Annotated in this window: 9 protein-coding genes; 6 read left to right on the plus strand and 3 right to left on the minus strand. The window is 69.1% G+C overall.

Annotated features, from left to right (window positions below; translation table 11 throughout):
- Positions 1-154: 154 nt before the first annotated feature.
- Positions 155-2,989, plus strand: a complete 2,835-nt coding sequence (locus KT882_RS05015; protein ID WP_321170327.1) for a bifunctional diguanylate cyclase/phosphodiesterase — start codon at positions 155-157, stop codon at positions 2,987-2,989.
- 22 nt (positions 2,990-3,011) lie between these two features.
- Here KT882_RS05015 and KT882_RS05020 read toward each other — a convergent pair whose 3' ends face one another.
- Entirely contained in the window at positions 3,012-3,590 is a 579-nt protein-coding gene (locus tag KT882_RS05020; protein ID WP_161074500.1) for a PEP-CTERM sorting domain-containing protein, read from the minus strand.
- A gap of 142 nt (positions 3,591-3,732) precedes the next feature.
- Here KT882_RS05020 and KT882_RS05025 point away from each other — a divergent pair, with 142 nt between their 5' ends.
- A complete protein-coding gene (locus tag KT882_RS05025; protein WP_228894709.1) occupies positions 3,733-4,821 on the plus strand; it encodes a class I SAM-dependent methyltransferase in 1,089 nt (362 codons plus the stop codon).
- A gap of 50 nt (positions 4,822-4,871) precedes the next feature.
- On the opposite strand, the gene KT882_RS05030 is transcribed toward KT882_RS05025, so the two are convergent.
- Complete coding sequence (locus KT882_RS05030; RefSeq protein WP_228894710.1) at positions 4,872-6,509, minus strand: M28 family peptidase; 1,638 nt, start codon at positions 6,507-6,509, stop codon at positions 4,872-4,874.
- A gap of 144 nt (positions 6,510-6,653) precedes the next feature.
- On the opposite strand from KT882_RS05030, the gene KT882_RS05035 reads away from it, so the two are divergent.
- Both KT882_RS05035 and KT882_RS05040 read left to right on the plus strand, forming a co-directional pair.
- Entirely contained in the window at positions 6,654-8,531 is a 1,878-nt protein-coding gene (locus KT882_RS05035; RefSeq protein WP_228894711.1) for an STY4199 family HEPN domain-containing protein, read from the plus strand.
- Positions 8,528-10,681: a hypothetical protein gene (locus tag KT882_RS05040; protein WP_228894712.1), complete on the plus strand. Its 2,154-nt coding sequence runs from the start codon at positions 8,528-8,530 to the stop codon at positions 10,679-10,681. The genes KT882_RS05035 and KT882_RS05040 overlap by 4 nt, the downstream gene beginning before the upstream one ends.
- Positions 10,682-10,700: 19 nt before the next feature.
- Here KT882_RS05040 and KT882_RS05045 read toward each other — a convergent pair whose 3' ends face one another.
- Positions 10,701-11,093, minus strand: a complete 393-nt coding sequence (locus KT882_RS05045; RefSeq protein WP_228894713.1) for a nuclear transport factor 2 family protein — start codon at positions 11,091-11,093, stop codon at positions 10,701-10,703.
- A gap of 120 nt (positions 11,094-11,213) precedes the next feature.
- On the opposite strand from KT882_RS05045, the gene KT882_RS05050 reads away from it, so the two are divergent.
- Both KT882_RS05050 and KT882_RS05055 read left to right on the plus strand, forming a co-directional pair.
- Positions 11,214-12,029: a substrate-binding periplasmic protein gene (locus KT882_RS05050; protein ID WP_161074495.1), complete on the plus strand. Its 816-nt coding sequence runs from the start codon at positions 11,214-11,216 to the stop codon at positions 12,027-12,029.
- A 103-nt stretch (positions 12,030-12,132) separates the two neighbouring features.
- On the plus strand, positions 12,133-14,448 hold the full coding sequence (locus tag KT882_RS05055) for a DEAD/DEAH box helicase (protein ID WP_228894714.1): 2,316 nt from the start codon (positions 12,133-12,135) through the stop codon (positions 14,446-14,448).
- Positions 14,449-14,545 lie beyond the last annotated feature (97 nt).

The following is a 14,545-nucleotide window of genomic DNA, read 5'->3' on the forward strand; positions in this document are numbered from 1 at the left end:
CTGGATTGTCACCGATTATCACACTGTGCCACGCTGTCGGCAACGCTTGACAAATTTGCCACAAAGCAAATTTTGATCGCCCGCCGGGGCTGCCCCACCGTTCGCGGCGCGCCAATCCGTGCTAATCTTGCTGCTTTATCAGCATCTACGACGGGTGAACCCGATTAGCGCTTCCCACCCTTCCGCTCCTCAGCCGCAGCCAGGCCGCCTGGCCCAGCTCCGCCCGATGGTGCTGGCCTTGCTGTCCGGCCTGGGTTGCACGGCGCTGCTATTTGCCGGCGTGAGCCGCCTGGAGCAGGACAATGTGTCGCTCGCCTTTCTGCAGCGCGCGCACGCGCGCCTGTTCGTTTTGCAGCAGGGCGTGGGCAACGCCATCGCCGGCCTGGGGTCGGTGAACCAGCTGTTCGCCAGCCGCGAGCGGGTCAGCCGCAAGGAATTCGAGCTGTTCACCCGGCCCATTATCGAGCACTATCCCTATATGCAGGCGATCAGTTCGCTGCGCGTGATCGGGCACGCCGAGCGCGCCGCGCTGGAGGCCGAGCTGGCCGCCGTGGTGCCGGGCACGGTGCTGACCGAGATGCGCGGCGGGCAGCGGGTGCCGGCCGATGCGCGCGACAGCTACCGCGTGATCGAGTATATCGAACCGATGGCGGCCAACGCGGCGGCCATCGGCCTGGACACGGCCTATCCGGCGCTCGACGGCGGCGCGCGCAACAAGGCTTATGCCAGCGGCCGCCCCACGGCCGGCAAGCTGGTGCGCCTGGCGCAAGGCCCGGAACCGCGGCTGGGCGTGATCGTGTCCATGCCGGTGTTCCGCTACGGCGCGCAGCCGGCCAGCCCGGCCGAGCGCCGCGCCGCGCTGGCGGGCGAGACGGCCATGGTGCTGCGCCCCGGCGACATGATAGAAAAGATCTACGCCACGGCCGGCCTGCCCGCCAGCGGCGACCTGAACCTGAAGGTGTACGCCAGCGGCGCCGAGGAGCCGGACGCGCTGGTGTACCAGGCCGCCGGCCAGCCCGCCGCGCAGGCCGAGCTGCCGCACTGGCTGTATCCGGCGCCGCCGCCGCGCCTGGCGCAGCCCTTCGACGTGGCCGGCCAGACCTGGCTGATGGTGGCCACCCAGCCGCGCGCGGTGCTGGTGGGCGACCACCTGGCGTCCATCTTCACGCTGGCGCTGGGCGCCATCGTCAGCGTGCTGGGCGCGGCCTACGTCAATTCCCTGGCCAGCCGCAACCGCGACGTGCAGCGCCGCGTGGACCAGCGCACCGCCGAGCTGCACGACGTGAACCGCGCCATGCGGCTGCGCGACCGCGCCATCGAGTCGAACGTGAACGCCATCATCATCACCGACGGCGCGCCCGGCTACGCCATCGCCTACGCCAATCCGGCCTTCGAGCGGCTGACCGGCTACAGCGGCGCCGAGCTGGCGGGCCGCAGCACGCGTTTGCTGCACGGCGACGACGTCGACCAGCCGGGCGTGAGCGAGCTGGTGGCGGCCGTGCGCGAGCAGCGCGAGGGCCACGCCGTGCTGCGCCACTACCGCAAGGACGGCGCCATGTTCTGGAACGACGTCTACGTGTCGCCGGTGCGCGACGAGAACGGCGAGGTGACCCATTTCGTCTCCTTCATGCACGACATCACCGCCATCAAGGCCTACGAGACCGAGCTGCACCACCAGTCCACGCACGACGCGCTGACCGGCCTGCCCAACCGCGTGCTGCTGCTGGACCGCCTGCGCCAGACCATTACCCACTCCGAGCGCAAGGGCCATGCGCTGTGGGTGGTGTCGATCGACCTGGACCGTTTTAAATTCACCAACAGCCGCCTGGGCCACAAGGGCGGCGACCGCCTGCTGCAGGCGGTCGCCGAGCGCTTGCAGCTGGCGCTGCGGCCGGTGGACACGGTGGCGCGCATCGGTGGCGACGAGTTCGCGCTGATGCTGCTGCCCGAGCAGGGCGCGCTGTCGCCGCGCGCCGACCAGGTGCAGCGCGTGCTCGACTGCCTGGCCGCGCCGCTGCTGATCGACAACCAGGAGCTGTTCTTCACCTGCAGCGCCGGCATTGCGGTGTACCCGGACGACAGCGCCGACCCCGGCGCCTTGCTCGAGCGCGCCGACATCGCCATGTACCGCGCCAAGGAAATGGGCGGCAACAACTACCAGTTCTACACCCCGGCCATGAACGAGAAGCTGGGCGAGCGCATGCTGATCGAGGGCGCGCTGCGCAGCGCGCTGGAGCGGCGCGAATTCGTGCTGCATTACCAGCCGCAGGTGGACACGGCCAGCGGCCGCATCGTCGGCATGGAGGCGCTGATACGCTGGCAGCATCCTGAGCTGGGCATGGTGGCGCCTAACCGCTTTATCCCGCTGGCCGAGGAAACCGGGCTGATACTGCCGGTGGGCGCATGGGTGCTGCGCACCGCTTGCGAGCAGCTGATGGCCTGGCGCGCGGCAGGCGGCGCCGGCCGCGACAGCCTGCGCGTGGCCGTCAACGTGTCGGCGCGGCAGATGGCCGAGCCGGACTTCGTGCAGTCGGTGGCGGCCGCGCTGGCCGAAACCGGCTTGCCGCCGGCCTGTCTGGAGCTCGAGCTGACCGAGAGCCAGGTGATGAACGACGTGGAGCACGCCATCGCCGTCATGCACGAGCTGAAGAAGCTCGGCGTCCAGCTGGCCATCGACGATTTCGGCACCGGCTATTCCAGCCTGGCGCACCTGAAGCGTTTCGCGATCGACGTGCTGAAGATAGACCAGACCTTTGTGCGCGACCTGACGGTGGACCCGGACGACGCGGCCATCGTCATCACCATCATCGCGCTGGCGGCCAATCTGAAGCTGGAAGTGATTTCGGAAGGGGTGGAGACGCTGGAGCAGATGGCTTTCCTGCGCCAGCACGGCTGCCGGCAGATGCAGGGCTATTACTTCAGCCGTCCGGTGCCGGCGGCCGCCTTCGAGGCGGTGCTGGCGGAATACGAGGCGCGCGCGGCGGCGTGAGCGCCGCGCCGGCCGGCGAGCTTCAGGCTGCCGGCGATTTGCGGCGGCGCGTGGCCGGCAGCAGGGCCAGGGCGCCGATGGCCAGCAGGGCCAGCGAAGCCGGTTCCGGCACGGCGCCTGCGGCCGGACCCTGGAAGGTGATGGTGGCGTTGGCCGTCTGGCCGATGGCGGCGCCGCCGCTGGTGGTATTGGCCACCAGCAAGAGCTGGCCGCTGGCGGGGGCGAACACGCTGAATTCGATGCCGCTGTCGGAACGGCCCACATCGCCCAGGTAGTTCTGGCCCAGGTTGCCGACGTCCAGCACGCTGTCGTACAGCGAGAAGAAACTGTCGAAGGTGGTGGCGGTCACCAGGACTTTAACCAGGGAGCCTGCCTCGGCTGCGAAGGACCAGGTCTCGAAATACGTCGGGGTGGTGGACGTCGTGCCAGGAAAGGCTTTTGGCGTGTCGGCCACGGAAATGATGCCGTTGCGCATCAGGCGCAGGTCGCCGGAGATTTCGTCGCCGGTCCAGGTGTGGGAAACGCTGATCACGTCGGCGCAGGCGATGCCGCTGCTCAGTGCGGCGAACAGGAAAACGAGGGAGCGGAGGGTCTTGAACATGGCAGAGGTCCTGATAAATGCATTTTCTTAAGTATAAGCAATAATTATGCCAATTCCCTCGAAGTAAGAAAAATTTATGCAAATCAATAACTTGCCGTTTGCCACAAAAAGTATGCGCAAGGAAAGTGTAAAGAAAATCGACATGGAATCTGCTATTGAATGGCGGCGCGCCGATACGGCGGCCGCAGCCCCAGCCGGTCCCTGCACCAGCGCCGGGGACGTGCTGGCGGCCCTGCTGGACAGCGTGGAAGGCGGCGAACTGCATATCCGGCCGCTGCGCGCGCTGCTGGAAAGCGGCCGTTTCGCGCGTTTCAACGAGGTCGGGCTGGCGCTGCGGCGCGCTTTCCGCGATCCGGCGCAGCGCGACTACTTTATCGCCCGCATGAAGCCGCATCTGCAGCTGGTGATAGGCGTGCTGCCGTCCGGCATACAGCGGCACGGCATGCTGCCGCCGGAACCGTCAGCGCCGGCGCCGGACGCGCTGCGGCTGGAGCAGGTGAGCGACGCCGAACTGCGCCAATGGCTGGTGGATGACGGCAGCCTGATTTACGGCGAGTTCCAGCGCTACGAACTGGCCAATTATTTCGACGCCATCGTGCCCCATCTGCGGCCGGGCGGGGAGATGATAGACCTGGGCAGCGGCCTGGGGAAGGTGGTGATGTCGGCCGCGCTGGCGCTGCCGTTTGAGCGCTGCACAGGCGTGGAGTTGCTGGGCTACCGGCACGCCATGGCGCTGGAGCGGCGCGCGCGCCTGCTGTCGCTGTCGCAGCAGTTGCTGGCGGCGTTGCCGGGGCAGGCGCTGCAGCCGGAGGCGCCGCTGGCGCTGCCCGTCGGCGGCGCGGCCACGCTGCGCCATTTGCTGGAGCTGGACGCGCGCATAGAACTGCGCGAGCAGAACATGTTCGAGGCCGACGTCAGCCGCGCCAGCCTGGTGTTCATCTACAGCACCTGCTTCGCGCCGCTGATGGACGCGTTGGCCGCCAAGCTGGCGCGCGAACTGCCCGAGGGCTGCCTGGTCAGTTGCACCACCTTCGCGCTGTCGCATCCGGCGTTCCGGCTGCTGCAGCACTTCCCGGCCAACACGCTGGCCTGGACCGGCGTGTTCCTGTACCAGCGCGTGGCGGTGCCGGAAGGCGCGGCGCTGCCGCCGCCCGCCGCCCTGTACGCGCCCGACCCGGACGAATGGGAAGTGCGCGCGCGGGCGGAGTGCGCGGCTTACGATGCCGCGTAGGGCGGGTTAGCGAGGCACTCGCGTAACCCGCCAATGCGCCGCCACGGTCCCTAGCGCTTCACCTTCGCAAACGCGTCGCCCTTCTTGAAGCTGGCCATGCCGGGCGCGTTCGCCACGGCGTAGCCCAGGTTCAGGGTGAACTGCGCCTGCTGCACCATGCCGGACAAGTCCCAGTCCGCGCGGTACTCGTCGGTCACCTGGTGGTAGTCCTTCTTGAACGCCACCAGCTTGTCGCTGGATGCCTGCTGGTTTTTCTCGAACTCGAAATGGCCGTCGCCCGAAAACACGGCCGAGCCCACGTTGAAGGCCGGGATGCCGGCCTTGGCGAAGTTGAAGTGGTCGGCGCGGAAGTAGGCGCCGGACAGATCGGGGATCAGCGGCGCCAGTTTCAGCCCCATCTTCTTGGCCACCTGGCCGGCGGTCTCGTACAGCGTGCTGCGCTCGGCGCCGGCTACGCCGATGTCCCTGGTGCGGCCCGCGAAATTCATGCTGTCCAGGTTCAGGTCGGCGCTGGTCTTGTCCAGCGGCCAGGCCGGATTGGCCACGTAGGCCGCGCTGCCCAGCAGGCCCTGCTCCTCGGCCGCCGGCCACAGGAAGACCTGGGTGCGCTTGGCCGGATGCTTGACCGCCTCGGCCGCCATGGCCAGCAGCGCCGCCGCGCCGGAGGCGTTGTCGATGGCGCCGTTGTAGGTATGGTCGGTCTTGTCCTCGCGCTTGACGCCCTCGTCGATGCCAAGGTGGTCCCAGTGCGCCGAGTACACCACCGCCTGCTCCTTCAGCTTGGGATCGGTGCCCGGCACGATGCCGGCCACGTTGAACTGCTCCACCTGGCGGATCACGCTGCGCAGCTCCACCTTGGCGCTGGCCTTCAGGTCCACCGGCTGGAAGTCGCGCCGCTCGGCGCGGCGGCGCAGCTCGTCCAGGTCGAAGCCGGAGGCGCCCACCAGGTCGCGCGCGGTGTCCTCGTGCAGCCAGCCTTCAATGCCGTTGCCGCCGCGGTTCAGGTGGAAGCGCTCGTGGCTGAAGCCGTTGGCCGGCACCGACCACGGGTAGGAGGCCGAGGGCGTGGTGTGGATCAGCAGCACGCCGGCGGCGCCGCGCCGCACCGCCTCCTCGAACTTGTACAGCCACCGGCCGTAGTAGGTGTAGGCCTTGCCGGCAAAGCGGTTCGGCTCCTCGGCGGTGGGCTGCGGGTCGTTCACCATCATCACGAGGATCTTGCCCTTCATGTCCACGCCCTTGTAGTCGTCCCAGTTCTCCTCCTCGGCCTTGACGCCGTAGCCGACGAACAGCAGCGGCGCCTCGAAGCTCACGCTGGCCTGGCCGCTGCCGGTGCCGTACACGATGCCCTGGCCGGGGATGGGCGTCAGGCGCGTGCCGCTGCCGGCGTGGAAGGTGACCGAGCTGCCGCTGGCCAGCAGCTTGGTGCCCTGGAAGCGCACCGGCTGGCGGTAGCTGCCGTCGGCCAGCGGCTTGAGGCCCATCAGCGCGGCCTGGGTTTCCAGGTAGCGCACGGCCAGGTCGCCGCCGCGCTGGCCGGTGCCGCGCCCTTCGAGCAGGTCGTCGGCCAGGAAGGACAGGTGGGCGCGCAGCGGCGCTTCGCGCACGGTGGCTTGCTGGGCGTTGGCGTGCGAGGCGAATCCGGCCAGGGTCAGGCCGGCGGCGAGGGCGAAGGGGGTGAGGCGCATTGCAGCTCCAGTCATGGCAAAGGTGTTGGTTCAGTTCGGATGGCGGCTATCTTACCCCGGCCGGGCGCTTGTGGGAATTGGTGAGAATTCGGCTTGGGCGCCGCCGATATAATCGCCTGCTCCACGGAAACCAACAGGAGCACCATGCCTGATCACGCTGAACCCCAAGGCCGGCTGCCGGCTTATCTCGACATCGGCCGCGCCGGACTGGCCGCCATCGTGCGCCATCTGGGCGGCGACCCCGGCGGCGCAACGACCCTGGCGCAGCTGTTCGAGCGCCTGGACGCGCGGCGCATGGAGGCCGGTTCCTGGGACCCGCTGGCGCGGGCGCTGGGCCTGGATGCGCAGGAAATGGAGGATTTCACCAAGGCGGCGCGGCGTGCAGTGCGGGTGGAGGCCGGTCCGCCGGCGGCGAGCGACGAGGTGGCCGCGCTGCGCTGGTTGAACTGGCTGGAGCGGGTGCAGGAGAAGCAGCCGGCGGCGGGTATCGCGGTGCAGCTGCCGCCGCCCGGCGAGCGCGCGCTGCGCACAGGGCAGCAACAGGTGCGGGCGCTGGAACTGATACTGCGCGGCGTGATCGGCGAAACCCATGGCGACCAGCAGCGCCTGCTGGCGCGGCTGCGCGAGCTGTCCGGCGACGCCGCCGTGGAGCGCTGGCTGGCCGTGGCGGACCCGGGCGATGTGCTCAGCGGCACCATGTTCAGCGACCTGGGCCGCATCTTCGCCCACAAGCGGGAGTACCCGCAGCACTACGCGGCGCTGTTTGCCGAGACGCCTTTCCTCAGCCTGCTGAAGGACAAGCGCGGCACGCTGGCGGCCTTCCTGGAGGACGTGCGCGACATCCGCAATCGGCTGGCCCACCACAAGCGCGTGACGCCGGTGCAGATCGCGCTGCTGGGGCACTACTACCACGAGGTGGTCAAGCCGCTGCAGGACGCGCACGACGACGGCGTGCTGGGCGTGAATCCGGACGGCTACTTCGACGCCAGCAAGGAGGAGCTGGAGCGCCATTTCCAGCGCGTGGCGGACAATTTCGCGCGCCTGGGAGAGGACGTGCAGGCCGTGCGCGACGACGTGGCGGCGCTGGACGGCAAGGTCGAGGAGGTGCGCAAGACCGTTGAACGCACCGGCGAGGACGTGCGCACTGTGCGCGCCGACACCAGCTGGCTGCGGCGCCATCAGCGCTGGATCGGCCTGGGCGTGCTGGCGCTGGGGGCCGCGTCGCTGTTCACGCTGCGCAGCACCGAGAGCATGCGCGGCTCGGTCACCAGCATCGACCGGAAGATGGACACGGTAAAAAAAGAGGTCAGCGCGGACCCGCGCAAGGAGCTGGCCAACAACGGCGTGGCCTGGAAGGAGAGCGAATTCATTGGCGCGATCAGCCGCGGCGACACGCGCAACGTGGCGCTGTTCCTGGCCGGCGGCATGCGCTGGCAGCTGGGCTACACCGGCAAGGTGCTGGAGCAGGGCGACAGCAAGACCGTGGCGCTGTTGATGGAACACCCGGATCTGCTGGCGCGCGACGACAACGACTGCGTGCTGGCCATGGGCCGCGCGCGGCGCTGGGTGCCGGGCAGCTCGCCGCTGCAGGCGCACCAGCTGAGCGGCGACGAGCAGCGCATGCTGCAGCGCTTCTGCAGCCGTCCGCAGGATATCGCCTATGCGACGAAGCAGTACGAGAGCGAGCTGAAATCCCACCGCGAGGCGCGCGCCGAATACGACCGGCAGAAGGCGGCCGTGAAACCGGTGCCGCAGTGCGAGGCGGCGGAAATGAACAGGGAGGGGGCCCTGATCAACGAAGCGGGCGGGTTCAATCCCATGCGCCGCGGCACCTACACGCCGCGCGACGAATTGCTGGGCGAGCTGTACGTCGGCATCGCCACCGGCCTGCTGGACCGCAACAAGCTGCGCGCCGCGGTGCATAAATACTGCACCGGCCTGGTGGAAAAGGAGCCGAATATCGATATCAACGACTGGTCTGTGCGGGCCAACGAACAAATTCTGAAGGCGGTGAAGTCATGAACGACCAGATGGCGGTGCAGGCCGTGCTGAGCGAGCAGCCATGCTGGTGGCTGGCGCCGGACATGACGGTGGAGCTGAACGCGGGGGCACGCCAGGGCGGCCCCGGCACCCTGCTGGTGGGACTGGGCGATCCAGGGGAGGACGGCCAGGCCGTGTGCCTGAACTACAAGGGCGACCCCGGCGGCGCGCGCTCGGTGGCTGCGCTGGTGGCTGGCGCGGACGCGGCGCGCTGGCAGGCCTGGCGTGCGCGCCTGCCGTCGACCGGGGCCATCCGCACCATCGTGGTGGAAGACTTTTCGCTGGACACCTGCTGCGCGCTGCTGCTGTTCGGCGCCGCGCTGGACGGCCGGCCGCTGCCCGACACGGCGGCCTGGGTAGCCTATGTCAGCGCCTGGGAGGGCGGCGACTGCCTGGACGGCGCCGACCTGTCGCGCTCGGCAGCCTGTTTGCTCAGCGTGCTGGGCCATTCCTATCTGCCGCCGCAGGCCGCCGACGTGGCGCGCGACGGCTATGCGCGCGCCGGCCTGCACGCCTGCCTGGCGCTGATGCGGCGCATGCTGGCCAGCCAGCCGCGCCCCGAGGCCGGCATCGGCTACCTGGAGGGGGCCGAGTACGGCCGCGCGCTGGCCCACCTGGCGCACGAGCGGCAGATGTACGAGCTGGCGCTGCGCCAGGCCAGCCGTTGCCAGCTGCTGGTCGACCTGGCCGGGTCGGGGCGGCAGGTGCTGCTGGACGCGCTGATCCTGTCGGAGGTGTTCCCCTCGGGCGTGCTGAAGGTGATGGCGCGCGCCGATTCGGCCAACAGCTGGACGCGCAAGGGCTATGCCCTGCTGGCGCTGCACCGGCCGGGCGAGGCCGGCAACGGCAACGACATGGTGCTGTCGCTGGACCCGCGCTGCGGCGCCACGCTGGAGGGCTTGTGGCGTGCGCTCGAGGCGCTGGAGGACGAGCGCTGGGATGGCAGCCGGCCGGCGGACGCGCCGCGCGCGCTGGCGTCCTACCGCGACCCGGCGAATCCCGCGCGCATGGCGCCGGGAGCGCCCAACCAGCCCTGGTATGACGACAACGGCCGCCACACCCTGCTGGCCGCGCCCAAGCTGCTGGACGACGGCAGGCCCGGCTCGCTGCTGGACTGGCGCGCCGACGTGCTGCCGGCGCTGTGGCGGCAGTACTTCCTGCGGCCGGCCGCCGCGCTGGTGGAGGCGCTGCCGGTGCCTGACGCCGCCGCCGCTGTTAACGCTGTGACCGCACCGCCGGGGCGTGCCAAGGCGGTGTGCATGCTGCGCTGGAACGCTGAGAGCGCGGCGGCGCAGGGGCTGCATCCGGATCTGGCGCTGCTGGAGACGCCCGGCTTCCAGGCCTGGCTGGCCTCGCACAGCCAGGCTGGCGGCGCTGCGGCCAGTCCGCTGGCGCTGCCGCCGCAGGATAGCTACGAGGTGCTGCGCTGCGGCGCCGTGCAGGTACTGGCGCACCGTCACGGCGTGACGCTGTTCGAGGGGCCGGGCGCGCGCGGCGCGGCGCAGCCGCTAGCCTGCGTGGCCGCCGCCGTGGCGGCGGTCAGCGCGGCCTACAGCGGCTTCCTGGCCGACTACGCGCACAAGCTGGCGGAATGGACTGCGGAGCTGGGCAAGCACCACGGCGCCGCCGCCGGGCGCGACGCTGAGGGCTGGGGCAAGCAGATGCACGAGGTCAAGGCGCGCGCGCTGGCGGTGATCGCCGGCGGCAGCATGCTGCGCGACGACTTCGACGAGAACCGCGTGAGCGAGGCGCTGCAGCGCTGGTGGGGCGTGTCGCAGCAGCGCGGCGAGCTGCTCGGGCTGATCGACCGCATCGACGGCATGATGCGGCACGCCATCGCGGCCCGCACGGAGATGCGTCAGCGCGTGTACGGCTCGGTGTTCTCGGCGCTGGGGCTGGGACTGGCGGCCAACCACATCTGGGAGCCGATCCGGGAGTGGCTGACCATGAACAGCTACGAATGGCAGCTCAAGCTGTTCAAGGAAAGCCCGGCGCCGGACGTGCATGAACTGGCCGCGATCGCGCACCAGGTGGCCAACTACGAGCTGGCCACGGTGGGCGTGGTGGTGGGTTTCTCGCTGCTCGGCTTCATCCTGTACTGGCGCTTCGGCATCCGGGGCGAAAGCCACTAGCGGCGGGCGCCGCGCAGCCTCAGGATGCTTCGCCGTGGAAGGCCTTGTTGGCGATGCGCCAGCCGGCATCGGTTTTCAGCAGCACGAAGTAGTCGGTGAAGGTGGTGGCGCCGTGCACCAGCGTGATGCGCGCGCAGGCCGCGCTGCCCTGCACGTCGATCCAGTCCACGATGCGCTCGCGCTCCGCCTCGTCGGCGGCCGGGGCGCCCTTGAAGCGCTCGCAGTAGACGTCCAGCGGCCAGGAGGTGAACACGCCTTCGCGCACCGACTCGATGTGGGCGCTGGGCAGGAAGGCAGCGCGCATATGGGCCGCGTCGTCGTTGGCGTGGCCGGCGAAGTACTGGTTGATCGGGTCCAGCACGGCGGCTTGCTCTTCGCTGAACGGGGGGCGGAAGATGGTGTTCATATTCATGGCGGCTCTCCTGTGGGTGGCGTTCCATGATGCCGGACCGGCGCCGCGCCGAAGCGCAGTCTGTTGCTATACCGGGTATGCGCCAGCACGCATGGCGCCGGCCGTGCTAGCATTTCGCTAATGAAACACGTTGCCGTCCTGTTCTCCCTTGCCGCCACTCTTGCGCTGCCGCTGCGCGCCGGCGCCGCCTGCTCGCGCCCCATCGTGGTGCCGGCGTCCTCGCTGGGCAAAATGATGACCGTCAACGAGGCCAGCGGCGAAGTGGGCGGCGTCTATCCCGAACTGCTGCGCGAGCGCGGCCGGCGCGCCGGCTGCGAGTTCGTGTTCCCGGTGGTGCCGCGCGCCCGCGCCGAAGCCATGCTGCGCCAGGGCGACGCGGACCTGATGGTGGGCGCGGTGCAGGTGCCCGAGCGCGACGAGTGGGGCCGCTACGTGCCCATGATAGGCACGGAATGGATGCTGATCTCCACCGACCCGGACCCGCCGCGCTCCACCGAGGAGATGCTGGCGCGGCGCGGCATCCGCCTGAACGTGGTGCGCAGCTATAACTACGGGCCGGCCTATCTGGCGCTGCTGGCGCGGCTGGACAAGCAGGGCAAGCTGGAATACGTGAAGGATCCGCAGACCATCGCGCGCAAGATGGGCATAGGGCGCGCCGACTACGCCTTCATGCCGTCCAACACCTTCGCCGGCACGCTGGAGGAGCTGGGCCTGCGCGAATCGCTGGGCGCGCGCGTGCACTACACGCGGCTGGCGGGCATCCCGGCCTCCACCAGCGGGGTCTATATCTCGCGCCGCACGCCGCCGGCCGACGCGGCGCAGCTGGCGGCCCTGCTGGAGCAGCTGAGCCGGGACGGCGAACTGCTGCACCGGACCCGGAAATTCTTCACGCCGGCAGAAATGTCGAGCAGTTTTCCGCTGCCGCGCAGCCGCTGACCGGTTCAGGATTTATGAACAATTGGGCGCGGGCGGCCCGGAGGGAGTAAACTAGCGCTTTTGTTTCGCATTGGGCGATTCGAACATACTTGTGAGTGACGCCATGTCTGGAACACCGAATACCGAAGTAACCCTGTTTACCGACCTTAACCTGATTCCCGCGCTGATCAAGTCGCTGAAGGAGGTCGGCTACGAGTCGCCGTCGCCTATCCAGGCCGCGACCATCCCTTATCTGCTGGACGGCCGCGACGTGCTGGGCCAGGCGCAAACCGGCACCGGCAAGACCGCCGCGTTCGCGCTGCCCATCCTGTCGCAGATCGACACCAAGCTGACCGCGCCGCAGGCGCTGGTGCTGGCGCCGACCCGCGAACTGGCGATCCAGGTGGCCGAAGCCTTCCAGCGCTACGCCGCCTACATCCCCGGTTTCCACGTGCTGCCGATCTACGGCGGCCAGAGCTACGGCCCGCAACTGTCGGCGCTGCGCCGCGGCGTGCACGTGGTGGTGGGCACCCCGGGCCGCGTGATCGACCACCTGGACAAGGGTTCGCTGGACATCTCCAAGCTGAAGACCCTGGTGCTGGACGAGGCCGACGAAATGCTGCGCATGGGCTTTATCGACGACGTCGAGCGCATCCTGAAAGAGACCCCTGCCACGCGCCAGACCGCGCTGTTCTCGGCCACCATGCCGTCGGTCATCAAGCGCATCGCCACGACTTACCTGAACAAGCCGGCCGAAGTGACCATGGCCGCCAAGACCGGCACCGCCGAAAACATCCGCCAGCGCTACTGGCTGGTGAGCGGCATGCACAAGCTGGACGCGCTGACCCGCATCCTGGAAGCGGAGCCGTTCGACGGCATGATCATCTTCTCGCGCACCAAGATGGGCACCGAGGAACTGGCCGAGCGCCTGAACGCGAGAGGCTTCTCGGCTGCCGCCATCAACGGCGACATGCAGCAGGCGGCGCGCGAACGCACCATCAGCATGCTCAAGGACGGCAAGATCGACATCCTGGTGGCCACCGACGTGGCCGCGCGCGGCCTGGACGTGGAGCGCATCAGCCACGTGGTGAACTACGACGTGCCGCATGATCCGGAAAGCTACACCCACCGCATCGGCCGTACCGGCCGCGCCGGCCGCAGCGGCGAAGCGATCCTGTTCATCACCCCGCGCGAGCGCCCGCTGCTGAAAGCCATCGAGCGCGCCACGCGCCAGCCGGTGAGCGTGATGGAGCTGCCGTCGCTGCAGGCGGTGAACGACGTGCGCGTGGCCAAGTTCAAGGACGAGATCACCGAAGTGCTGGCCAAGGGCGGCCTGGAACACTTCCAGGGCCTGATCGAGGACTACGAGCGCGAGCACAATGTGCCGGCGGTTGAAATCGCGGCGGCGCTGGCCAGCATGGCGCGCGGCGGCAAGTCGCTGCTGCTCGACAAGAAGAAGGAAACCGGCTGGCACGACACGCCGCAGGCCGCTGCGGCGGCCCAGGCGGCGCGCGGCGACCGCCCCGAGCGCGAGCGTTTCGACCGTGGCGACCGTTTTGAGCGTTCCGAGCGTCCGGACCGCGGCGAGCGCGCCTTCCCGAAAAAGGAACGCGTGATCCGCGAACCGGAACCGGGCATGCAGACCTACCGCATTGAAGTGGGCTACCAGCACGGCGTCAAGCCGGGCAACATTGTGGGCGCCATCGCCAACGAAGGCGGCATCGACTCCAAGTTCATCGGCCGCATCGAGATCTACGACGACTACAGCGTGCTCGATATGCCGAGCGACCTGGCCTCGGACACCATCAGCCACCTGCAGGGCGTGAAGATCGCCGGCCAGATCATCCGCCTGAGCCGCGACGGCGAGCTGGCGCCTGCCGCCGCTGCCGCACCGGCCCGCGCCCCTGCGGCGCCGCGTCCGGCGCCGGCCGAGCGCGCAGCGCCGGTTGAACGCGCGCCAGCGCCCAAGCGCGCCGCCGCGCCCGAGCCGGAACTGGCCCCGAAGGACGACGACAGCGAACCGGCCTTTGGCGACGAAGCGCCGAAGAAGAAAAAGAAGGACAAGCACAAGGTCACGCTGCCGATGAGCGCCTTCCGCATCGAAGTGGGTAGCAAGCACGCAGCCACGCCGTCCAACATCGTCGGCGCCATTGCCAACGAAGCGGGCATCGAGGCGAAGTACATCGGCCGCATCGAGATATTCGACGACCACAGCGTGCTGGAACTGCCGGACGGCATGCCGGACGACGTCTTCCAGCACCTGGGCAAAGTGTGGGTGGGCGGCCAGCAGCTGCGCATCAGCCACGCCGACGCCATGCCGCCGGAATCGGGCAAGCACACGCCGCCCAAGCCCGCCGCCGCGAAACCCGGCGCACCGAAAAAGGTGCCGGGCACGGACAAGCCGCTGCGCAAGCCGGGCAAGTTCAACAAGTTCAAATAAACACCAAAGGGCCGCAAGGCCCTTTTTCTTTGGGCAACCCCCGGCGCATCCTCGCGGTGCACGTTGCCGGTGCAGCGGCGTGCTGCGTTGCACCAGA

This window comes from Pseudoduganella aquatica (genome assembly GCF_020865585.1).
In the GTDB taxonomy this organism is placed as follows: Bacteria; Pseudomonadota; Gammaproteobacteria; order Burkholderiales; family Burkholderiaceae_D; genus Rugamonas; species Rugamonas aquatica_A.

What these genes read in the sequence shown, in the direction of transcription:
- KT882_RS05020 (WP_161074500.1), bottom strand. Translation starts at nt 3,590, where the DNA reads ATGTTCAAGACCCTCCGCTCCCTCGTTTTCCTGTTCGCCGCACTGAGC.
- KT882_RS05025 (WP_228894709.1), top strand. Translation starts at nt 3,733, where the DNA reads ATGGAATCTGCTATTGAATGGCGGCGCGCCGATACGGCGGCCGCAGCC.
- KT882_RS05030 (WP_228894710.1), bottom strand. Translation starts at nt 6,509, where the DNA reads ATGCGCCTCACCCCCTTCGCCCTCGCCGCCGGCCTGACCCTGGCCGGA.
- KT882_RS05035 (WP_228894711.1), top strand. Translation starts at nt 6,654, where the DNA reads ATGCCTGATCACGCTGAACCCCAAGGCCGGCTGCCGGCTTATCTCGAC.
- KT882_RS05040 (WP_228894712.1), top strand. Translation starts at nt 8,528, where the DNA reads ATGAACGACCAGATGGCGGTGCAGGCCGTGCTGAGCGAGCAGCCATGC.
- KT882_RS05045 (WP_228894713.1), bottom strand. Translation starts at nt 11,093, where the DNA reads ATGAATATGAACACCATCTTCCGCCCCCCGTTCAGCGAAGAGCAAGCC.
- KT882_RS05050 (WP_161074495.1), top strand. Translation starts at nt 11,214, where the DNA reads ATGAAACACGTTGCCGTCCTGTTCTCCCTTGCCGCCACTCTTGCGCTG.
- KT882_RS05055 (WP_228894714.1), top strand. Translation starts at nt 12,133, where the DNA reads ATGTCTGGAACACCGAATACCGAAGTAACCCTGTTTACCGACCTTAAC.